We start from the raw sequence: 20,696 nt of genomic DNA on the forward strand, positions 1-20,696 counted from the left end.
CCGATCTGTCGTCGGCGATGCCTCGTCCGTGGCTGTAATCTCAGTCGATGGCAGGTTTTTCACCATTCTCAAGTTGGTATTAACCCCTTTATATAGAGGGCTCGGCGCTATGCCGAAGGACTAATACCCCGGTAATAAACGGGCAAAAAAAAGCCTTGAAATTCAAGGCTCGGTTTTTTGCAAAGCAGCGGGCAGGGCGCGGAAAAACTTAAGTGATATATACACAATTAACGGGTTTTCCGCCCCGCCAGATCAGGCGATCGGTTGCCACTGACCGACCATATGCTCCAGGTCGCCGGCACCGACCAGGCGCAGTTCACCGCTGGAGCCCGCTGCACTGGCCAGTAACGTCACCTCGCTGGGCAGACGCACCGGTTTGCGAAAGTGCACGGCGATTTCCAGGTTGGCTTTGGGCAGGTGATCGGAGAGTGCCGCCAGTGTCCGCGCCTTGTTCCACAGTCCATGGGCAATCGCGGTGGGAAAACCGAACAGTTTGGCGCTCGCCGCACTGAGGTGAATCGGATTGTAGTCGCCGGAGACTTTCGCATACTGGCGACCGATATCGGCCGGCGCAGTCCAGCGCGTCACCTCAAGCAAATCCTGCGACGGCTGCCAGTCCTGTGCCAGCGCCTCGCCCTCGAGTTTCACCCCGCGACAGAGCATCTGGCTTTCGGCTTCCCACAGCGGCCCAAGCTGATCGTCCAGGGTGGTGAGCAGATCGAATGTCGCGCCTTTGGCGTGCGGTTGCAGATTGTGCACACGCACGCTGACTTGCGCGCGACTGATCGCGCCCATTGGCCGCAGCACGCGGATGCGGTTGCTCAGGTGAATCAGCCCCAGCAGCGGGAACGGAAAGTCCCTGGCCGTGAGCAATTGCATCTGCAAGGCGAAGGCGAGGATGTGTGGATAGGTCGGCGGCAGCAGGCCGTCATCGACGAAACCGCAGACCCTGCGATAGGCCGCCAGCCGTTTGCTGTCGATATCGACCCAGCAGCGCAGGCCGCTGTCGGGCAGTTGCGTACCGGTGATTTTGCGTCGCGTCGCTGCGCGCGAATAAAGCCCCGGCAGACTCGGTTCGCGATCCAGCGTGTGCCATTCGATGCTCATCTTTATGCCCCCAGAACACTTTGCCCACAGACCCGCAACGCTTGCCCGGTGAACGCGCCCGTGCCCGGTTGCGCCAGCCACGCCACGGCTTCGGCGACGTCCTGCGGCAAGCCACCCTGGCCCAGCGAACTCATGCGCCGCCCGGCCTCGCGCAGGCCGAACGGAATGTGCGCAGTCATTTGCGTTTCGATGAAACCGGGGGCCACGGCGTTAATGCTGATGCCGCGTTCCAGCAGCGTCGGCGCCCAGGCCTGGGCCAGACCGATCAGGCCAGCCTTGCTCGCCGCGTAATTGGTCTGCCCGCGATTGCCGGCGATGCCGCTGATCGAGGCGAGCAGGACCACCCGTGCGTTGTCGCGCAGGGTGCCGCTGTCGAGCAGCGCCTTGGTCAGCAATTGCGGGGCATTGAGGTTGACGGCCAGCACCGCGTCCCAGAATTCCGGGGTCATGTTGGCCAGGGTTTTGTCGCGGGTGATGCCGGCGTTGTGCACGAGGATGTCGAGGCCGTCGGGCAGCTGTTCGATCAATTGGGTGGCGGCGTCATCGGCGCAGATATCGAGGGTAATCGCCCGGCCGCCGAGGCGCGCGGCGAGGGCTTCGAGGTCGGTCTTGGCCGGCGGCACATCGAGGAGGATAACCTCGGCGCCATCGCGCGCGAGGGTTTCGGCAATCGACGCGCCGATGCCGCGCGCAGCACCGGTGACCAGCGCCTTGCGCCCGGCCAGCGGTCGGGTCCAGTCGGTCACTGGCGTGGCGCACGCGGTCAGGCGAATCACCTGGCCGGAAACGAATGCGCTTTTTGGCGAGAGGAAAAATCGCAGCGGGCCTTCCAGTTGATCTTCGGCACCTTCGCCGACGTAGATCAGCTGCAAGGTGCCACCGCCGCGCAGCTCTTTGGCCAGCGAGCGCGAGAAGCCTTCGAGTGCTCGCTGCGCACTGGAGGCGAACGGATCACTCAGGCTTTCCGGCGCGCGGCCGAGAATCACCAGATGCGCGCTATGGTCGAGATTTTTCATCAATGGCTGGAAGAATTCGCGCAGTTGCTTGAGCTGGTCGGTGTGCTGCAAATCGCTGGCGTCGAACACCACCGCTTTGAGTTTCGGCCCGTGGCCGGGGATCCACGCGGTGGCCAGCGAGGGCTCGGTGCCGTAGCTGTAGATTGCATCGGTCAAGCGATTGGCAAACCCGCTGATCCGTTCGGCCAGCGGCCCGCCACCGATCAACAGGGCGCCCTCGATGGGCCGCAGACGCCCCGCCTGCCAGCGTTCCAGCCGCACCGGCGACGGCAGGCCCAAGGCCCCGACCAGACGATGGCCGAAGGATGAGTTGGCGAAGTCGATATAGCGGTCAGACATGGAACGCTCTCCAGAAGTTGGGGTTCAAAGTGTGGACTGTCCACGGCAATCAATCGTTCGATCGGCGCAATAAGGCCTACGCTGGTTTAGCAGAGTAGACCACTGACCCTGTGGGAGCGGGCTTGCCCGCGATGGCGGAGTGTCAGCCGCTGAAGGGTTGGGAATGCCGCCCCCATCGCTGGCAAGCCAGCTCCCACAGGTTTCCATGTGAATCCGCAAATTCCACAGGAGTTATCCATGACCCAGCTGCGCCGCGTCGCGATCATCGGCGGTAACCGCATCCCTTTCGCCCGCTCCAACGGGCCGTACGCCACGGCCAGCAATCAGGCGATGCTCACCGCCGCGCTGGAAGGCTTGATCGAACGCTACAACCTGCATGGCCAGCGCATCGGCGAAATGGTGGCGGGCGCGGTGCTTAAATTGTCACGGGATATGAACCTGACCCGCGAATGCGTGCTCGGCTCGCGCCTGTCTCCGACGACGCCGGCCTATGACATCCAGCAAGCCTGCGGCACCGGTCTGGAAGCGGCGCTGCTGGTGGCGAATAAAATCGCCCTCGGCCAGATCGACTGCGGCATCGCTGGCGGCGTCGACACCACTTCCGATGCGCCGATCAGCGTCAGCGAAGGCCTGCGCAGGATTCTTCTACAGGCCAACCGCGCCAAGAGCACCGGCGACAAACTGAAAACCCTCTTGCAGTTGCGCCCCCGGCATCTGATTCCTGAATTCCCGCGCAACGGTGAGCCACGCACTGGCCTGTCCATGGGCGAGCACTGTGAGCTGATGGCGCAGACCTGGAATATTCCCCGCGAAGAACAGGATCAACTGGCCCTCGAAAGCCACCACAAACTCGCCGCTTCCTACAGCGAAGGCTGGCACAACGATCTGATGACGCCGTTCCTCGGCCTGACCCGCGACAACAATCTGCGCCCGGACCTGACCCTGGAAAAACTCGCCACGCTGAAACCGGCCTTCGAGAAAAGCGCCAAGGGCACGCTGACGGCGGGTAACTCTACGCCGCTCACCGATGGCGCTTCGGTGGTGTTGCTGGGAAGTGAGGAATGGGCCAAAGCGCGCGGCTTGGCGATCCTCGCTTATCTGCGCGACGGCGAGGCGGCGGCGGTGGATTTCGTCAACGGTGCCGAGGGCCTGCTGATGGCGCCGGTGTACGCCGTGCCACGCTTGCTGGCGCGCAACGGCCTGACCTTGCAGGATTTTGATTACTACGAAATTCACGAAGCCTTCGCCGCGCAGGTCTTGTGCACGCTCAAGGCCTGGGAAGATCCCGAATATTGCAAAACCCGCTTGGGGCTCGACGCACCGCTGGGTTCGATTGATCGCAGTCGGCTTAACGTCAAAGGCAGTTCGCTGGCGGCGGGGCATCCGTTCGCCGCAACGGGCGGGCGCATTGTCGCGAATTTGGCCAAACTGCTGGATGCGGCGGGCAAGGGCCGGGGTCTGATCTCGATTTGTGCGGCGGGCGGGCAGGGTGTCACCGCGATCATTGAACGCTGAAAAAGCCCCTCACCCTAACCCTCTCCCAAAGGGAGAGGGGACTGATTGGGGGATGCTCGAGATCGACGCCGACCTGAGCGCCCTTCACCGAATCCAAAGCTGCGATTCAAACCAGAAGCGCTGCGGTCTCTCAGGTCGATGCATTACGGGAGACACCTCGATCGGCCCCCTCTCCCTCTGGGAGAGGGCTGGGGTGAGGGCAACTGAAGTTCACCGACCATGTCAGATTCTGTCGCAAATGCCCTTGCCGACCGATACCAATCAATGCCACGGTCTCGGCTATGATTCGCCCGGGTCGCTGCGATTGATCCGGCACAGTGTGTGCATCCTCAAGGTTCACAGGTCGGCAACCCCTCCCCGTCGGGCGAGGATTGCCGTATAACGAGTGACATTCGCGTGTTTGGTAATAAAGGACCCACAATAAAAGCTGATGAAGACTCCAAAACGCATTGAACCCCTGATCGAGGACGGTCTGGTCGACGAAGTGCTGCGCCCACTGATGAGTGGCAAAGAGGCAGCTGTTTATGTAGTGCGCTGCGGCAATCAGTTACGTTGCGCCAAGGTCTACAAGGAGGCGAATAAACGCAGTTTCCGCCAGGCGGCCGAGTATCAGGAAGGCCGCAAGGTTCGTAACAGCCGTCAGGCGCGGGCCATGGCGAAGGGGTCCAAGTTCGGTCGCAAAGAGACCGAAGACGCCTGGCAGAACGCCGAAGTGGCGGCGCTGTTCCGTCTGGCCGGCGCCGGTGTGCGAGTGCCCAAACCCTATGACTTCCTCGACGGCGTGCTGTTGATGGAGCTGGTGGCCGACGAATTCGGCGACGCCGCGCCGCGTCTGAACGATGTGGTGCTGGAGCCGGATCAGGCGCGCGAGTATCACGCGTTCCTGATTTCGCAGATCGTGCTGATGTTGTGTACCGGTCTGGTGCACGGTGACCTCTCCGAGTTCAACGTGCTGCTGACCCCGACCGGCCCGGTCATCATCGACCTGCCCCAGGCAGTCGACGCTGCGGGTAACAACCACGCGTTCAGCATGCTCGAGCGTGACGTTGGCAATATGGCTTCGTACTTCGGCCGTTTCGCGCCGGAATTGAAGAAGACCAAGTACGCCAAGGAAATGTGGGCGTTGTACGAAGCCGGCACCTTGCACCCGAACAGTGTGCTGACCGGCGAGTTCGACGATCCGGAGGACCTGGCCGATGTCGGCGGGGTGCTGCGCGAAATCGAAGCGGCGCGCCTCGACGAGGAACGCAAGCAGGCCATTCGCGCGGCGGACGACGCGCCGAAAGGCAAACCCGAAGAACCGCCTCCACCGCCGTGGATGCAGTGATCGCGTGATGAAAAAGCCCGGCTTCGGCCGGGTTTTTTGTTTGAGTCAAAAAGCACCCTCACCCCAGCCCTCTCCCGGAGGGAGAGGGGGCCGACCGAGGTGTCTTGAGCCATACATCGACCTGAAAAAACCGAGTCGATTACGGATTCAAAGAAAAACGTTCAGGTCGGTGTATTTCCCAAATATCCCCCAATCGGTCCCTCTCCCGGAGGGAGAGGGGGCCGACCGAGGTGTCTTTAGCCATACATCGACCTGAAAAAACCGAGTCGATTATGGATTCAAAGAAAAACGTTCAGGTCGGTGTATCTCCCAAATATCCCCCAATCGGTCCCCTCTCCCTTTGGGAGAGGGCTAGGGTGAGGGGGCTTTCGGAACTTGGCTTATTCGCGTCTACTGTCCAGCGCTCCAACCACACTCAAGGACTGAATGTGACCACCCCACGCAACACCCACCTGATCGTAACCGCCCGGCTGATCTCCGATTTCGGCGCCTTCCTCAACATGGTCGCGCTGGCCACCTACGTCTACCTGCTGAGCAACAATGCCATGAGCGTCGGCATCTTCCTTGCCAGCCGCGTCGGTGGCGGAATTTTCGCCAGCCTGATCGGCACGCGCTTCTACCGGCGCTGGCAGGGCCGCGCGCCGCTGATTGCTTTCGATCTGTTGCGCGCCGCACTGCTGGGACTGCTGTTGATCACACCGGCGAATCAGCAGGCGTGGCTGTTGCCGTTGATTGCCTTCGGCCTCGGCTTGGGCAATTCGATGTTCGCCATCGGCCTCAACAGCCAGTTGCCGCGTTTGATCGCGCCGGCGCAATTGCTCAAGGCCAATGCCTGGATCACTTCAGCTTCTTCTGCGGCGATGGTCGGCGGCAGTCTGGTGTCGGGGTTGCTGGTGGCTGCTTTCGGTTTTGAAACGGTCTTCGCCCTCAACGCGCTGACCTATTTGCTCGCGGCTCTGCTGATCGTGCCGCTGCGTTTCGAAAAAACCGATGTCAGCGAACAACCGGAACGCGGTGAATGGTTTGCGCTGCGGCAGGGCCTGCGTTCAGCGCCTGTGGTCGCGGCCATGCTCGCGGTGACCATGGCCGACACCTTGGGCAGCGCTGCGCACAACGTCGGCTTCCCGATCATTTCGAAACTGCTCACGCCCGAGGCGGCGAGTACGACCTTGGGGCTGGCGCTTGCGGTATGGGCCATCGGCAAACTGCTCGGCGCACGCATCGCCAGTCACCTGAAAGGCTCGGAGAACAGCCACCTCGAAAGAAGATTTTTCTGCGGCGTAGCGCTGATGTCCTGCGGTTTCATTCTGATGTTCCAGCAGCACAGCCTCTACGGTCTGCTGCTGTTCGCCTTGCCGGCGGGGCTTGGCGACGGGGTTTCCGAAGTCAGCCTGATGTCACGGCTGCAACGGGAACCTGCGGCGTTGCGCCTGCCGATTTTCAGCGTGCTGACCTTGCTGCAGATGAGCGGTTTCGGCATCGGCATGTTGGTCGCTGCGCCGTTCTATGCGTGGTGGACGCCGGGGGCCGTGGTCATGCTGTTCCACGGCATTCCCCTCGGCACCTTGGGCGTGGTGACGCTGTTGCGGATCAGGCGCGGGCGGGTTGCGCGCAGCAGCCCGACGCCAGTTCCTTGAGGATCGGGCAGTCCGGGCGATGGTCGCCGCTGCAATGCTCGACCAGATCCTGCAGGGTGTCGCGCAGCTCGCCGAGCTCGCGGATCTTCTGGTTCAGCTCGTCGATGTGCTGGCGCGCCAGTGCTTTCACATCAGCGCTGGCACGCTGGCGATCCTGCCAGAGGGTCAGCAGCTTGCCGACCTCTTCCAGGGAAAAGCCCAGATCCCGCGAGCGCTTGATGAACGCCAGCGTGTGCAGGTCGTCGCTGCCGTATACGCGGTAACCGCTGTCGGTGCGATTGGCCGCTTTGAGCAGGCCGATCGATTCGTAATAACGGATCATTTTTGCACTCAGGCCACTCTGCCGGGCCGCTTGGCCGATGTTCATCGGTGTTCCTCCAGGTCCTTGGGCTTCCAGGTTTTCAACAGTAGCGCATTGCTCACCACGCTGACGCTCGACAGCGCCATCGCCGCGCCGGCCAGCACCGGATTGAGGAAGCCGAACACCGCCAGCGGAATGCCGATCAGGTTGTAGACAAAGGCCCAGAACAGGTTCTGGCGAATCTTTGCGTAGGTCTTGCGGCTGATCTCCAGCGCCGCCGGCACCAGTCGCGGATCGCCGCGCATCAAGGTGATGCCGGCCGCGTGCATGGCGACGTCGGTGCCGCCGCCCATGGCGATGCCGATGTCGGCGGCGGCGAGGGCCGGGGCGTCGTTGATGCCATCGCCGACCATGGCGACTACGCCGGTTTTCTTCAGCTCGGCGACGGTCGCGGCCTTGTCGGCCGGCAGCACTTCGGCGTGAACAGTGCGGATGCCTAGGGCATCAGCCACCACCCGTGCGCTGCCGCGATTGTCGCCGGTCAGCAGGTGGCTCTGGATATCCCGCGCGGCGAGTTGTTGCACCGCTTGCAGTGCGCCGGGTTTCAGCGTGTCACCGAAGGCGAACAGACCAAGCACCTTCGGCTGAGGACTTTGTTCGATCAGCCACGACAATGTGCGACCTTCGCGTTCCCACGCTTCGGCGGACGAGCTCAATTCACCGGCACTCAAAGCGCTTTCGTCGAGCATCCGCCTATTGCCCAGCGCCAGGCGCCGGCCATCCAGCGTGCCGGCGATGCCGCGGCCGGTCAGCGCCTGGCTGTCGATGACATCGGGCACGTTCAAGCCGCGTTCGGCGGCTGCATCCAGCACGGCTTTGGCCAACGGATGCTCGCTGCCGCGCTGCAAGGCACCGGCCAGTGTCAGCAGATTGTTTTCGTCGCCATCGACCGCGCTGAAGTGCGCGATACGCGGCGCACCCGAGGTCAGCGTGCCGGTCTTGTCGAACACCACACTGCTGACTTCATGGGCGCGTTCCAGCGCTTCGGCATCCTTGATCAGAATGCCGTGGCGTGCGGCGACGCCGGTGCCGGCCATGATCGCCGTCGGGGTGGCAAGGCCGAGGGCGCACGGGCAGGCAATCACCAGCACGGCGACGGCATTGATCACCGCAGTTTCCAGCGGCGCGCCGTACAGCCACCAGCCGATCAGCGTGGCCAGGGCGATCAGCAACACGGTCGGCACGAAAATCTGGCTGACCTTGTCCACCAGCTTCTGAATCGGCGCTTTCGCCGCTTGCGCGTCTTCGACCAGGCGAATGATCCGCGCCAGCACGGTTTCCGCGCCGAGCGCCTGGGTGCGCACCAGCAAACGACCCTCGCCGTTAATCGCGCCGCCGGTGACCTTGTCGCCCGGTTGTTTCGGCACTGGCAGGCTTTCGCCGCTGATCAGCGCTTCGTCGGCGTGGCTCTGGCCTTCGACGACTTCGCCATCCACCGGGAAGCGTTCGCCGGGTTTGACCAGCACCAGATCGTCGAGGCGCAGGGCGCTGATCGCAACGTCCTGCTCACGCCCGTCGATGACTTGAATCGCGCGCTCCGGCCGCAACGCTTCGAGGGCGCGAATGGCGCTGGCGGTCTGACGTTTGGCGCGGCTTTCGAGATATTTGCCGAGCAATACCAAAGCGATGACCACCGCCGAGGCCTCGAAATACAGATGCGGCATGCGTCCGGCGGCGCTGGCCCATTCATAGACACTCAGGCCATAACCGGCGCTGGTGCCGAGGGCGACGAGCAGGTCCATGTTGCCGGCACCGGCGCGCACGGCTTTCCACGCCGCCACATAAAAGCGTGCGCCGAAGATGAATTGCACGGGGGTGGCGAGGGCGAATTGCGCCCAGGCCGGGAGCATCCAGTGAATGCCGAACGGCTGCAGTAACATCGGCAGCGCCAGCGGCAGAGCGAGGGCGATCGCACAGATCAATGCCCAGCGCTCGCGGTGCAAGCGTTTTTGCTGGTCATCGGACTGTGGCCGTTCAGCTTGCCAGACGCTGGCCGAGTAACCGGCCTTGCTCACCGCGTCGAGCAGGGTTTGCGTATCGACCTGGCCGAGCAATTCGAGGTGCGCACGTTCATTGGCCAGATTGACGCTGACGCTGCTCACGCCTGGGACTTTGTTCAGGGCACGTTCGACGCGACCGACGCAGGACGCGCAGGTCATGCCGTCGATGCTCAATTCGACGGTTTGCCGGGGCACGCTGTAACCGGCGCGCTCCACGGCTTGCATCAGCGCCGGCAGGCTATCGCCGGGCGCCTGTACCCGGGCTTGTTCGGTGGCGAGGTTGACGCTGACGGCACTGGCGCCGCTGACCTTGCGCAGCGCCCGCTCGACACGACCGGCGCAACTGGCGCAGGTCATGCCGGCAATCGGCAGATCGAAAGTGGTGGATTCGGACATCGGTCGCGCTCCCTGTAGTGGATGTCTACAGGATCAACCTTGCCATGCGGGCAAGGTCAAGCACCATTCCGCAAGATGTTGATCGTTCCCACGCTCCGCGTGGGAATGCCTCCTGTGACGCTCCGCGTCACGCTTCGGGACGCAGAGCGTCCATGGCTGCATTCCCACGCAGAGCGTGGGAACGATCGGCGATTCTTGTGGGAGCGAGCAGGCTCGCTCCCACAGGTTAGGAATTTGCTCAATAACCGAGATCGGCGCGCTTCAGATACATGCCGTCCTGCGTCATCGCTATCCGGTACTTCTGGATCTCACCCGCTTGCAGTTTAATTTCCTGCGAGCCCGGTGCGAGCATGCCGGGGTTGCAACCCGGTGCCTGGCCCGGCAGCAGTTTCAGGCGCAGCGAAACCTTGCCCGGTGGCAGGTTAAACGACGTGCTCTGCTCCTGGAACAGGCGCGCCGACAGCTGGTCCTGGATGTACACGCCGATCTCGCACGAGGTCGCCACTTCGAGACGTTCGCGGGAAATGATCAGTACCGCGTAATCCTCGCCGGCGGCTTGCACCTGCGGGACGGCGGCGAAAAGGCTGAGCAAGCCAAACAGGCTCAAAGCTGACCAGCGCATGGCTGAATCTCCTGAATTCCAGTCATTGATGCATGCAGCTTGGCCGAGCGCGGCGCCGAATGCCAGCCCGGCAGTTTTTCGCAGAACTTGACCTTGCCATCGTGGCAAGCTCGAGACTGCCGGCAACCTCACTCAAAGGAGTCTTCCCATGCAAGTGTTCAACGTTCAAGGCATGTCCTGCGGTCATTGCGTCAAAGCCATTACCACTGCGGTGCAGGCGCTGGATCCGGCGGCCAGCGTGCGTGTCGATCTGGCGGCCAAGGAAGTCGGCGTCGAGAGCGCGCTGAGTGCCGACCAGGTGATCGAAGCGATCCGCGAAGAGGGTTATGAGGTGAAGCTCGTCTGAAATTGATCGTTAGCGAGCTATCGGAATGTTCAAGGCGTCCGGGCGCGGCTAGACTGTCGGGCTGCGACTTGCCCACCTGGATGCCTGATGAACTTCCGCACGATTTTGATACTCGGCGCCTTGAGCGCTTTCGGTCCTTTGGCGATCGACTTCTATTTGCCTGCCTTCCCGGCCATGGCGCTGGCGTTCGGCACCGATGAGCAGCATGTCCAGCTGACGCTGGCGGCGTACTTCCTCGGTCTGTCGCTGGGCCAACTGGCTTACGGGCCGATTTCCGATCGTTTCGGCCGGCGGCTTCCGCTGCTCAGCGGCGTTGCTCTGTTCACCCTGGCGTCATTGGCCTGCGCCTACGCGCCGAGCCTGGAATGGCTGATCGGCGCGCGCTTCGTCCAGGCACTCGGTGGTTGTGCGGGCATGGTGATTTCCCGTGCGGTGGTTGCTGACAAGTGCGATGCGGTGGGCTCGGCGAAGGTGTTTTCCCAATTGATGCTGGTGATGGGCCTGGCGCCGATTCTGGCGCCGATGCTCGGCGGTCTGCTGGTCAATACCACGGGTTGGCAGTCGATCTTTCTGGTCCTCACCGGATTCAGTGCGGCGGCAGGTCTGGCGGTGGCGTTGGGTCTGCCGGAAAGCATGCCGGCCCACGTGCCGCGCCAGCCGTTGTCCGGTGCGTTGCGCCAGTACGCACGACTGGTCAAGGATTCGGTCTACCTCGGCCACGCCCTGACCGGCGGCATCGCCATCGCCGGCATGTTCGCTTACATCGCCGGTTCACCGTTTGTGTTCATCAAGCTCTACGGCGTACCCGCCGAGCATTTTGGCTGGCTGTTCGGCACCAACGCGGCGGGGTTCATTCTGGTGGCGCAGGTCAATGCGCGTCTGCTGGCCAAGCGTGGTCCGGCGTTTTTGCTGGTGCGCGCGGTGTGGGTGTATTTCCTCGCCGGGCTGACGTTGCTGGCGGTGAGCGCGATGCGTCCAGAGGCATTGTGGCCGTTGCTGATTCCGCTGTTCATCTGCATTGCCAGCCTCGGCTGCATCATTCCCAACGCCTCGGCTTGCGCAATGAACGGTCAGGGCGCCCGCGCCGGCAGTGCGTCGGCGATGCTCGGTTGCCTGCAATTCAGCATCGCCGCCGGTGCCGCCGCGTTGGTGGGGGTGTTGCACGATGGCAGCGCCGTGCCGATGGCCATGGTCATCAGCCTGTGTGGTTTGCTGGTGGTGAGCGTCGCGCTGCTCACCCGGCGCTTGCAGAATGCCCGGGCGCTGGCCCAAGCCCAGGTCTGAACGCTCGACTTTGGAACTCAGCCGGCGGCGCGCTGCTGGCTGGGTTCGGGAATCCGGTGGGGCGCGCAGAGTCGCGCTTCGAGGGTGCGAGTGAAGGCCAGAGCCTCGGCTTCACTGCGAAAGGTCACGACGTGCTGGTCCAGGCGCACTTGCCATTGGGACTTTGCCACTTCTTTTATCAGGATCTTCATTGCTGACCTCCCTTGCGTAAAAGATGTATCGCAGAGGCTTCGATTGTAGACCTCGATACCCGCGCAATTGTGACAAGGGTCAAGCAACCGACTGACGGCAAAAAGCCCCGCAACCGCTCTGGCATCACGAGCGGTTGCGAGGCTTTATTTTTTTAGAAACCTTCTAAAACAATTTTCCCCTTGGCCTTGCCGCTTTCCAGCAGCTCATGGGCGCGGCGCAGGTTTGCCGCGTTGATCGCGCCGAAGTGCTCGCCCAAAGTCGTCTTCAAAGTGCCGGAGTCAATCAGCTCGGCAACGCGGTTGAGCAGCTTGTGCTGTTCAATCATGTCCGGCGTTTCGAACAACGAGCGGGTGTACATGAACTCCCAGTGCAGCGACAGGCTCTTGCGCTTGAGCAGGCTGATGTCGAGGGACTTCGGATCGTCGATCAGCGCCAGCTTGCCTTGCGGCGCGAGGGCTTCGACCAGTTGCGCCAGATGCTGGTCGGTCTGGGTCAGGCTGGCGACGTGGGTCACGCTGGCGATGCCGGCGCGCTTCAATTCTTCGCTCAGCGGCTGGCTGTGATCGATGACCAGATCGGCACCGAGTGCGCTGACCCAGTCACGGGTTTGCGCACGGGAGGCAGTGCCGATGACTTTCAGGCCGGTCAATTGCTTGGCCAATTGAGTGAGGATCGAGCCCACGCCGCCCGCCGCACCAACGATCAGCAGGCTCTGGCCTTGATCATTGCTGCCTTCGCTGATTTGCAGGCGCTCGAAGAGCAATTCCCACGCAGTGATCGCGGTCAGCGGCAGCGCGGCGGCTTCGGCAAAACCGAGGGACTTGGGCATGTGGCCGACGATGCGCTCATCAACCACGTGCAACTCGCTATTGCCACCGGCCCGGGCGATCGAACCGGCGTAGAACACCTTGTCGCCCGCCTTGAACAGGGTGACGTCGCTGCCTACAGCCTTGACCACACCGGCAACGTCCCAGCCCAGCACTTTCGCCGCGCCGTTTTCCGGTGCCACGTTCTGCCGCACTTTGGTGTCGACCGGGTTGACCGAGATGGCTTTGACCTCCACCAAGAGGTCGCGCGGGCCGGCGACCGGTTCTGGCAGTTCAATGTCTTGCAGGGACTTGGTGTCGCTGATCGGCAGGGACGCGTAATAGGCAATGGCTTTCATAAGTGGCTCCGTACAGTTGATAGAAGGAGGAATCAGGCAATTTTGCCGAGGCGTTTGAGCTGGAAGTGTTCGATGGTGTGGCCGGCGCTGGCCTGAAACTTCTGAAAATGCGCGCTGGCGTTGTGCGCCTCAAGAATCTCGTCACTGGCCCACTGTTCGATGACATAAAAAACCTGCGGATCGGCAAGGTCGCGGTGCAGGTCGTACTGGCCACAACCGGGCTCGGCGCGGCTCGGTTCGACAAGGGCACGCAGAGCCTGTTCGAGAACGTCCTGCTGGCCGGATTTAGCGGTCAGGGTGGCGATAGCGGTAAAGGGCTGGGACATGCGCGGACTCCAGAGAATCGGGATGAATTTGTTGTAGGCCATCATTGGCTATTTCTCTGCGCGATAAAACCGGCTAAAAGAGCAGTCTCTTTCAATATTTTTTTGATAATCGAGGCTGCGCATGCTGCGTTTTGATGACTTGCAGTTGTTTGTCCGCGCGGCGGATCTGGGCAGCCTGTCGGCGGCGGCACGGGTGATGGACATGTCTGCGGCGGTGGCCAGTGCGGCCTTGAAGCGCATTGAGCAACAACTCGGTGCACGGCTGCTGGCGCGTTCGACCCGCAGCCTGCGCCTCACCGCCGAGGGCGAAGGCTTCCTCGAATATGCCCGCGCCGCCCTGAGCAATCTCGACGAAGGCCGTCGACTGCTCGCCAGCGGACAGGATCAGGTCAGCGGAATTCTGCAACTGTCAGCACCCTCGGATTTCGGCCGCAATCTGCTGCTGCCGTGGCTCGACGCGTTCCAGCGTGAACACCCGAAACTGACGGTGCGCCTGCTGCTTGGCGACCGCATCGCCGACCTGTTCCGGCAACCGGTGGACATCGCCCTGCGCTACGGCGAGCCGGAAGATTCCAGCCTGATCGCCTTGCCCATCGCGCCACACAATCGCCGCGTGTTGTGCGCATCTCCCGATTACCTGGCCCGGCATGGCGAACCGCGCCAGCTTGAGCAACTGGCCCAGCACAACTGCCTTTTGTACATGCTCGGCAGCCGTGTTCATGACCATTGGAGTTTTCACGATGGCAAGCGCGAAGTCGGCCTGACCGTCAGCGGCGACCGCTTCAGTGATGACGCCGACGTAGTACGGTTATGGGCGGTGGCCGGTGCCGGTATCGCCTACAAATCCTGGCTGGATGTCGGCGCCGATGTGCTCGCCGGACGCCTCAAAGTGCTGATGCCGGAACTGCTGTGTGAGCGCGCACCGCTGAATCTGTTGTGCGCCCATCGCGCACAATTGAGTAAGCCGGTGAACCTGCTGAGGGAGATGCTCGCCAGCCGATGCGCCGAATTGAGTAGCCAATTTCCCGGTTTCCTCAAAGTTGATCATTAGTCGCAGGCAATTAGAGAAATTTCTGTCAGGAACAATCGCCACCTGCCCAGGCCCAGGCGCAGGACGTCTGGCTTAACCCGCTTATACTAGCGCCCGCCTCATGCCTGCACTGACACCCGGCGCGCAGACCCCGTAACGCGTTGCCGGCTTTTGGTGACGGTTGCTACTTCTGCTGCCAGGTTGTGTGCCGGAGCAGCTGGTGTCGGTGGCATCCCTTGCCACCGATCCCGGGCGATTTTCGCGTGTTGGCCGATGCCCCATAACCGGCCAGGATGTCTCCGAGCGGTAGACGATACGATTCAACAGGGAGTGAACATATGGAACATGCACCGTGCATCAGCCAGATCGCGACATTGCTGGCCGACCCCAAGCGCAGCGCGATGATGTGGGCGTTGATGGATGGCTCGGCCCGGCAAGCCGAAGAGCTGGCGCTGCTGGCCGGGCTCTCGCCGTCGTCGGCCAGTGCGCATCTGGGACGCCTGTCCGCAGGGGGGCTGTTGAACATCGAAATGCGTGGGCGCAAACGCTTCTTTCGCCTGGCGGCACCGGAAATCGGCGCGGCGATCGAAGCACTGGCCAGCGCCACCATTGCCAGCGCGCCACGGCAAATCCCTGATGCGCTGAAACGCACGGCTCCCATGGTCAGACCACAGGCGGCGCCGTCTTCGCTGTTGCGCGCGCGGTTCTGCGACGATCATCTGGGCGGTACTTTGGCGGCCGACCTGTATCAGCGCCTGCTCGATGCCGGCTGGATCGAACAGCTTGAGCAACGGGTGGTGGTGACGCACAAGGGCTCCACCCGACTGGCCCAGCGCGGAGTGTTCATCCAGGCCCTGGCCCACCGCAACGTGCAGGTCGCCTGCGCCTGCCCGGACTGGAGCGAGCGTCGTCCGCACATGGGCGGCTCACTGGGCGCGGCGCTGTTGCAGTTGTTCATGCAGTCCGGCTGGCTGACCTTGCCCAACGATTCCCGCGCCTTGCAGTTGACCGCGACGGGCCAGCGCGAAATCCATCGCTTTGCCAAGGAAACCGAGCTGGAAACAGCGTTCTAGAGCGTTGCTCGGCGATGAGCTGAAGGCTGACGTCGTCCACGGCTGTGAACAGGTCGCATCCAGTACGACCTCTGAATGACCATGACGCACACTCGATCCGGGGATTTCTCGGATGGGGGAGCACAACATGAATACACAACGCTTTAGTGCGGCTGAGCGCCTGGAACGGCTGCCGCTCAGCGGTTATCACCGCGTCATTTTCATCATCATTGCCTTGGCGTTTTTCTTCGACTCCATGGATCTGGCGATGATGACTTTCCTGCTCGGCTCGATCAAAGCCGAGTTCGGCCTGAGCAGTGCGCAAGCAGGGCTGCTGGCCAGCTCGAGCTTCTTCGGCATGGTGCTCGGGGCGTCGCTGTCGGGAATGCTCGCCGACCGCTTCGGGCGCAAACCGGTGTTTCAGTGGAGCATCGTGTTGTGGGGCGTGGCCAGTTACCTGTGTTCGACGGCGCAGACGGTGGAGACGCTGACGCTGTTTCGCATCCTGCTCGGAATCGGGATGGGCATGGAGTTTCCCATCGCGCAGTCGATGCTGTCGGAATTGATTCCAGCACAACGGCGCGGGCGCTACATCGCCCTGATGGACGGCTTCTGGCCGCTGGGTTTTGTCGCGGCGGGTGTGCTCTCGTACTTCCTGCTGCCGCTGATTGGCTGGCGCGATATCTTCCTGGTACTGGCGGTGCCGGCGGTGTTCGTTCTGGCGATCCGCTTTTTCATCCCTGAGTCACCGCGATGGCTGGAACAGGCCGGGCGCGACGCCGACGCGGACAAAGTGTTGAACGGCATTGAAGCGCGGGTGCGTGCTTCGCTGGGCGGTGCGGCGTTACCGGAACCGGTTCGTTTGCCACGCACGGTGACGCCACCGGGTAATTTCTTCTCGGCACTCAAGCAGATCTGGTCGCCGCAATATCGCCAGCGCACGACGATGATCTGGAGTCTGTGGTTCTTCGCATTGCTGGGTTTTTACGGGCTGACTTCCTGGCTCAGCGCATTGCTGCAGCAGTCGGGTTTCGCCGTGACGCAATCGGTGTATTACACCGTGCTGATCTCGCTCGGCGGGATTCCCGGCTTCCTCATGGCGGCGTGGCTGGTCGAGCGTTGGGGGCGCAAACCGGTGTGCATCGTCACCCTGCTCGGCGGCGGGGTGATGGCGTTTCTTTATGGGCAGAGCGCGGTGTTCGGCGGCAACGTCGCGTTGCTGATCGGCACCGGACTGTTGATGCAGTTTTTCCTGTTCGGCATGTGGGCGGTGCTCTACACCTACACCCCGGAGCTGTACCCGACTTCGGCACGGGCAACCGGCTCGGGATTCGCTTCGGCGATCGGCCGCGTCGGCTCACTGCTCGGGCCACTGGTGACCGGGCTGGTGTTCCCGATTACCGGGCAGGGCGGGGTGTTCGCGCTGGGCGCGGCGTGCTTTGCGATTGCGGCGGGCGTGGTGTGGCTGTTCGGGATGGAGACGCGGGGCAAGACCCTGGAAGAGCTGACCGAAGCGCAGCTATTCAAATAAACGCAGTACCCTGTGGGAGCGGGCTTGCCCGCGATGGGGCCAGCAAATTCAACATCTATGTTGACTGACAATCCGCTATCGCGGGCAAGCCCGCTCCCACAGGTATTGATGTGATTTTGCAGTTGCTTACGGTTTCACCAACCGCGCATCCAGGCTGTTCTGCGCCAGGCGCTTGGCCTGATCCTGGGTCATGCCCAGATGCTCGTGCAGCGCATGGAAGTTCTCGGTCACGTACCCGCCGAAATACGCCGGGTCATCGGAGTTCACCGTGACCTTCACGCCGCGCTCAAGCATGTCGAGGATGTTGTGCTGCGACATGTGATCGAACACGCAGAGCTTGGTGTTCGACAGCGGGCATACGGTCAGCGGGATCTGCTCGTCGATGATCCGCTGCATCAGGCGCTCGTCTTCGATGGCGCGCACGCCATGGTCGATGCGCTGGATTTTCAGCAGGTCGATGGCTTCCCAGATGTATTCCGGCGGGCCTTCTTCACCGGCGTGGGCGACGGTGAGGAAGCCTTCGTCGCGGGCGCGATCGAAGACGCGTTTGAACTTGCTCGGCGGGTGGCCCATCTCGGAACTGTCGAGCCCGACCGCGACAAACGCATCACGGAACGGCAGCGCCTGATCGAGGGTTTTCTGCGCTTCGTCTTCGCTGAGGTGGCGCAGGAAACTGAGGATCAAACCGCTGCTGATGCCCAGTTGCGTCTCGCCATCCTTGAGCGCGGCGGCGATGCCGTTGAGCACCACTTCGAACGGGATGCCCCGGTCGGTGTGGGTCTGCGGGTCGAAGAACGGTTCGGTGTGAATCACGTTCTGTGCTTTGCAGCGCAGCAGGTAGGCCCAGGTCAGGTCGTAGAAATCCTGCGAGGTGCGCAGCACATCGGCGCCCTGGTAATACAGGTCGAGAAATTCCTGCAGGTTGTTGAAGGCGTAGGCCTTGCGCAGGGTTTCGACGTCGCTCCACGGCAGGGCGATCTTGTTGCGTTCGGCCAGGGCGAACAGCAGTTCAGGCTCCAGCGAACCTTCCAGATGCAGGTGCAGTTCGGCTTTGGGCAGGGCGTTGAGCCAGTCGTACATAGTCTTTTCTCATCAGGTGCAATGCCGGCATTCTACAGAGGCTGGCCGCAACAATTGGCAAAACCTGACCAGGTGATCGATCAAACCGCCTCTTGCTCGCGACGATAGGCATAGGTATCGGCGAAGCGCGACAGCAGGAATTCGGCGCAGGTGGTGGTCGGATATTTCGCCGGATGCTGCGCGTCCTGGCAGCCGGGCAGGCATTCGATGCGCGTGTCCGGGTGCGGTTCGGCGAAGAACGGCATCGAATAGCGATCCACGCCCAGCGGGCTGATCACCCGGTGCGGCGTCGAGCGATAACGGTCGTTGCTCCAGCGCGCCATCATGTCGCCGAGGTTGACCACGAACGTGCCGTCAATCGGTGGCGCGTCGATCCATTCACCATTGACGTTCTTCACCTGCAAACCGCCGGCGCTGTCCTGATAGAGCAGGGTGATGCAGCCGTAATCGGTATGGGCGCCGGCACCTTGTTGCTCGGCGGAGCTGGCGGTGTGACGCGGCGGATAATGGATCATGCGCAACACGCTGACCGGGTCGACAAAGCGCGAATCGAAGAAGTCGCGCTCGATGCCCAGCGCAATGGTCATCGCCCGCAACAGGGTTTGCGCCAGCGCCTGCATGTCGAGGTAATGCTGCTCCATCAGCGTTTCCCAGCCGGGTTGCGCCGGATGCCGATTGGGGCCGCGCAAAGGTTTTTCCGCGAGCACCTCGGGATGTTCGTCCGGCAGATGCAGGCCCATGTCGAAAGTTTCTTTGAGATCGCTGGGTTTGTCCGGGTCCAGTTGCTCTGTGGCAATCGCGCCGTAGCCGCGATGGTGGCGGGTCTGAGTAATGTCGATCTTCAGTTTTTCTGCGGCGGGCAAGGCGAAGAAGCGCTGGGCGTGATCGAGCAGATCGTCGATGCGTTGCGCCGAGATCGGATGGCCCTTGATGTAGAAAAAGCCCCACTCGCGACAGGCTTGGTCGATTTGTTCGGCCACCGCAGGCCAGGCGTTTTCGTCGTCGCTATAGAGCGGGCTGATATCAATGATCGGAAGCTGATCCATACACAATCCTTGAATACGCTGTGTTTCCAATGTGGGAGCGAGCCAGCTCGCGAAGAGGGAGTGTCAGACCACATTTTTGTTTAATGACACACCGCTTTCGCGAGCAGGCTCGCTCCCACAGGGTTTTGTGTGGTGAATCGGGGGACTACTTCGGCATCTCGGCCTTCATGCCTTCAACGTAATAATTCATCGAAGCCAGTTCCGCATTGGTCGCGCTCACGCCCGCGGGGATTTTTTCTACACCGGCCTGATCCTTGATCGGCCCGGTAAACGGCTGCAATGCGCCGCTCTTGATGTCGGCGATCAACTGCTCGGCTTCGGCTTTCACCGGCGCCGGCACCAGATCGCTGATCGGCAGTTCCACCGTGCCTTCCTTCAACCCGCCCCAGTAATCCTGAGATTTCCAGGTGTGATCGATCACGCTCTGCGTCGCCTGAATGTAGTGTGGCGCCCAGTCGTTGACGATCGAGGTCAGCACCGCTTTCGGGCCGAAGTGGGCCATGTCCGAGGCGTAGCCCACGGCATACACGCCGCGCCGTTCGGCAGCCTGAATCGGCGCCGGGCTGTCGGTGTGCTGGAACACCACGTCGACGCCTTGATCGATCAGCGCGTTGGCGGCGTCGGCTTCCTTGCCCGGATCGAACCAGGAGTTGACCCACACCACTTTGATTTCGGTGCCAGGGTTGTACTTGTTCAGGGCCAACTGGATGGCATTGATGTCGCGGATCACTTCCGGAATCGGGAACGAGGCGACATAGCCGATCTTCTTGGTCTTGGTCATCTTCGCCGCGAGGAAACCGCCGACGTAACGGCCCTCGTAAGTGCGCGCCAGGTAAGTGCCGAGGTTCTTGTCCTGCTTGTAGCCTGTGGCGTGTTCGAAAGTGACCTTGGGGAATTGCTTGGCGACTTTCACTGTCGGGTTCATGTAGCCGAAAGACGTGGTGAAGATCAGGTCATATTTGTCCTTGGCCATGTTGCGGATCACCCGCTCGGCGTCGGCGCCCTCGGCGACGTTTTCCACGTAGTTGGTGGTGATCTGCGTGCCGAGTTTTTCCGCCAGGGCCTTGCGCCCCTGTTCGTGCTGATACGTCCAGCCGTGGTCACCGATCGGGCCGATGTAGACGAAACCGACCTTCAGCGGATCGGCAGCGCTGGAGCTCAGGCTGATTCCCAGACCGATGGCGGCGTACAGCAGTTTGTGCAGCGGACGTATTGGCATGAACCCGAACTCCATTTTGTTGTGTGTGCTCAGGGCCAATGCAAATTGCTGACCAACAGGACAACAAACACATTTGAAAACGCGGCGCGGCCTTCGCGAGCAGGC

Annotated in this window: 19 protein-coding genes; 8 read left to right on the plus strand and 11 right to left on the minus strand. The window is 62.1% G+C overall.

The window, feature by feature from the left end:
* Positions 1-252: 252 nt before the first annotated feature.
* Together OK411_RS04355 and OK411_RS04360 are read right to left on the minus strand one after the other, a co-directional pair.
* Positions 253-1,107 (minus strand): MaoC family dehydratase, encoded by an 855-nt coding sequence (locus OK411_RS04355; RefSeq protein WP_264364479.1) that lies wholly within the window; start codon positions 1,105-1,107, stop codon positions 253-255.
* 2 nt (positions 1,108-1,109) lie between these two features.
* Complete coding sequence (locus tag OK411_RS04360) at positions 1,110-2,462, minus strand: 3-oxoacyl-ACP reductase (RefSeq protein WP_264364480.1); 1,353 nt, start codon at positions 2,460-2,462, stop codon at positions 1,110-1,112.
* 237 nt (positions 2,463-2,699) lie between these two features.
* Between OK411_RS04360 and OK411_RS04365 the strand changes: the two genes are divergently transcribed.
* The 3 genes from OK411_RS04365 (at position 2,700) to OK411_RS04375 (ending at position 6,941) form a co-directional block, all read left to right on the plus strand.
* Positions 2,700-3,977: an acetyl-CoA C-acetyltransferase gene (locus tag OK411_RS04365; RefSeq protein ID WP_264364481.1), complete on the plus strand. Its 1,278-nt coding sequence runs from the start codon at positions 2,700-2,702 to the stop codon at positions 3,975-3,977.
* 430 nt (positions 3,978-4,407) lie between these two features.
* Positions 4,408-5,304 carry a PA4780 family RIO1-like protein kinase gene (locus OK411_RS04370; protein ID WP_016771829.1) on the plus strand — a complete coding sequence of 299 codons (897 nt, stop codon included), beginning with the start codon at positions 4,408-4,410 and terminating at the stop codon, positions 5,302-5,304.
* Positions 5,305-5,732: 428 nt separating this feature from the next.
* Positions 5,733-6,941, plus strand: coding sequence for an MFS transporter (locus OK411_RS04375; RefSeq protein WP_264364482.1), 1,209 nt, complete (start codon positions 5,733-5,735; stop codon positions 6,939-6,941).
* On the opposite strand, the gene cueR is transcribed toward OK411_RS04375, so the two are convergent.
* The 3 genes from cueR to OK411_RS04390 all read right to left on the minus strand — a co-directional run bounded on the left by cueR (position 6,895) and on the right by OK411_RS04390 (position 10,320).
* Positions 6,895-7,308, minus strand: a complete 414-nt coding sequence (gene cueR / locus OK411_RS04380; protein WP_016771827.1) for a Cu(I)-responsive transcriptional regulator — start codon at positions 7,306-7,308, stop codon at positions 6,895-6,897. The genes OK411_RS04375 and cueR overlap by 47 nt on opposite strands.
* Positions 7,305-9,698: a copper resistance metal-translocating P1-type ATPase CueA gene (cueA, locus tag OK411_RS04385; protein ID WP_264364483.1), complete on the minus strand. Its 2,394-nt coding sequence runs from the start codon at positions 9,696-9,698 to the stop codon at positions 7,305-7,307. Before cueA ends, cueR begins: the two co-directional genes overlap by 4 nt.
* Before the next feature lie 238 nt (positions 9,699-9,936).
* Positions 9,937-10,320 carry a hypothetical protein gene (locus OK411_RS04390; RefSeq protein ID WP_207809435.1) on the minus strand — a complete coding sequence of 128 codons (384 nt, stop codon included), beginning with the start codon at positions 10,318-10,320 and terminating at the stop codon, positions 9,937-9,939.
* A gap of 148 nt (positions 10,321-10,468) precedes the next feature.
* Between OK411_RS04390 and OK411_RS04395 the strand changes: the two genes are divergently transcribed.
* Both OK411_RS04395 and OK411_RS04400 read left to right on the plus strand, forming a co-directional pair.
* Complete coding sequence (locus OK411_RS04395; RefSeq protein WP_056787762.1) at positions 10,469-10,666, plus strand: cation transporter; 198 nt, start codon at positions 10,469-10,471, stop codon at positions 10,664-10,666.
* A gap of 87 nt (positions 10,667-10,753) precedes the next feature.
* Complete coding sequence (locus tag OK411_RS04400) at positions 10,754-11,950, plus strand: multidrug effflux MFS transporter (RefSeq protein WP_024011460.1); 1,197 nt, start codon at positions 10,754-10,756, stop codon at positions 11,948-11,950.
* A gap of 17 nt (positions 11,951-11,967) precedes the next feature.
* Here OK411_RS04400 and OK411_RS04405 read toward each other — a convergent pair whose 3' ends face one another.
* The 3 genes from OK411_RS04405 to OK411_RS04415 all read right to left on the minus strand — a co-directional run bounded on the left by OK411_RS04405 (position 11,968) and on the right by OK411_RS04415 (position 13,633).
* On the minus strand, positions 11,968-12,141 hold the full coding sequence (locus OK411_RS04405; RefSeq protein ID WP_016771823.1) for a hypothetical protein: 174 nt from the start codon (positions 12,139-12,141) through the stop codon (positions 11,968-11,970).
* 152 nt (positions 12,142-12,293) lie between these two features.
* A complete protein-coding gene (locus OK411_RS04410) occupies positions 12,294-13,307 on the minus strand; it encodes a zinc-binding alcohol dehydrogenase family protein (protein ID WP_264364484.1) in 1,014 nt (337 codons plus the stop codon).
* A gap of 32 nt (positions 13,308-13,339) precedes the next feature.
* Positions 13,340-13,633, minus strand: a complete 294-nt coding sequence (locus OK411_RS04415) for a putative quinol monooxygenase (protein ID WP_016771821.1) — start codon at positions 13,631-13,633, stop codon at positions 13,340-13,342.
* A gap of 121 nt (positions 13,634-13,754) precedes the next feature.
* Here OK411_RS04415 and OK411_RS04420 point away from each other — a divergent pair, with 121 nt between their 5' ends.
* The 3 genes from OK411_RS04420 (at position 13,755) to OK411_RS04430 (ending at position 17,246) form a co-directional block, all read left to right on the plus strand.
* The gene (locus tag OK411_RS04420; RefSeq protein ID WP_110603751.1) at positions 13,755-14,684 is read left to right on the plus strand and encodes a LysR family transcriptional regulator; all 930 of its coding nucleotides are present in this window, start codon (positions 13,755-13,757) and stop codon (positions 14,682-14,684) included.
* Positions 14,685-15,001: 317 nt separating this feature from the next.
* Positions 15,002-15,736: an ArsR/SmtB family transcription factor gene (locus tag OK411_RS04425; RefSeq protein WP_016771819.1), complete on the plus strand. Its 735-nt coding sequence runs from the start codon at positions 15,002-15,004 to the stop codon at positions 15,734-15,736.
* A 127-nt stretch (positions 15,737-15,863) separates the two neighbouring features.
* Positions 15,864-17,246 (plus strand): MFS transporter, encoded by a 1,383-nt coding sequence (locus tag OK411_RS04430; protein WP_110603750.1) that lies wholly within the window; start codon positions 15,864-15,866, stop codon positions 17,244-17,246.
* Positions 17,247-17,372: 126 nt separating this feature from the next.
* Here OK411_RS04430 and OK411_RS04435 read toward each other — a convergent pair whose 3' ends face one another.
* The 3 genes from OK411_RS04435 to OK411_RS04445 form a co-directional block, all read right to left on the minus strand.
* Positions 17,373-18,326 carry an adenosine deaminase gene (locus OK411_RS04435; protein WP_024011466.1) on the minus strand — a complete coding sequence of 318 codons (954 nt, stop codon included), beginning with the start codon at positions 18,324-18,326 and terminating at the stop codon, positions 17,373-17,375.
* 80 nt (positions 18,327-18,406) lie between these two features.
* Positions 18,407-19,372, minus strand: a complete 966-nt coding sequence (locus tag OK411_RS04440; protein WP_264364485.1) for a 2-oxoglutarate and iron-dependent oxygenase domain-containing protein — start codon at positions 19,370-19,372, stop codon at positions 18,407-18,409.
* 145 nt (positions 19,373-19,517) lie between these two features.
* A complete protein-coding gene (locus OK411_RS04445) occupies positions 19,518-20,591 on the minus strand; it encodes a BMP family ABC transporter substrate-binding protein (RefSeq protein ID WP_264364486.1) in 1,074 nt (357 codons plus the stop codon).
* Between the last annotated feature and the right edge of the window lie 105 nt (positions 20,592-20,696).

Origin of the sequence: Pseudomonas sp. RG1 (assembly GCF_025910115.1) — a bacterium.
Classification (GTDB): Bacteria; Pseudomonadota; Gammaproteobacteria; order Pseudomonadales; family Pseudomonadaceae; genus Aquipseudomonas; species Aquipseudomonas atacamensis.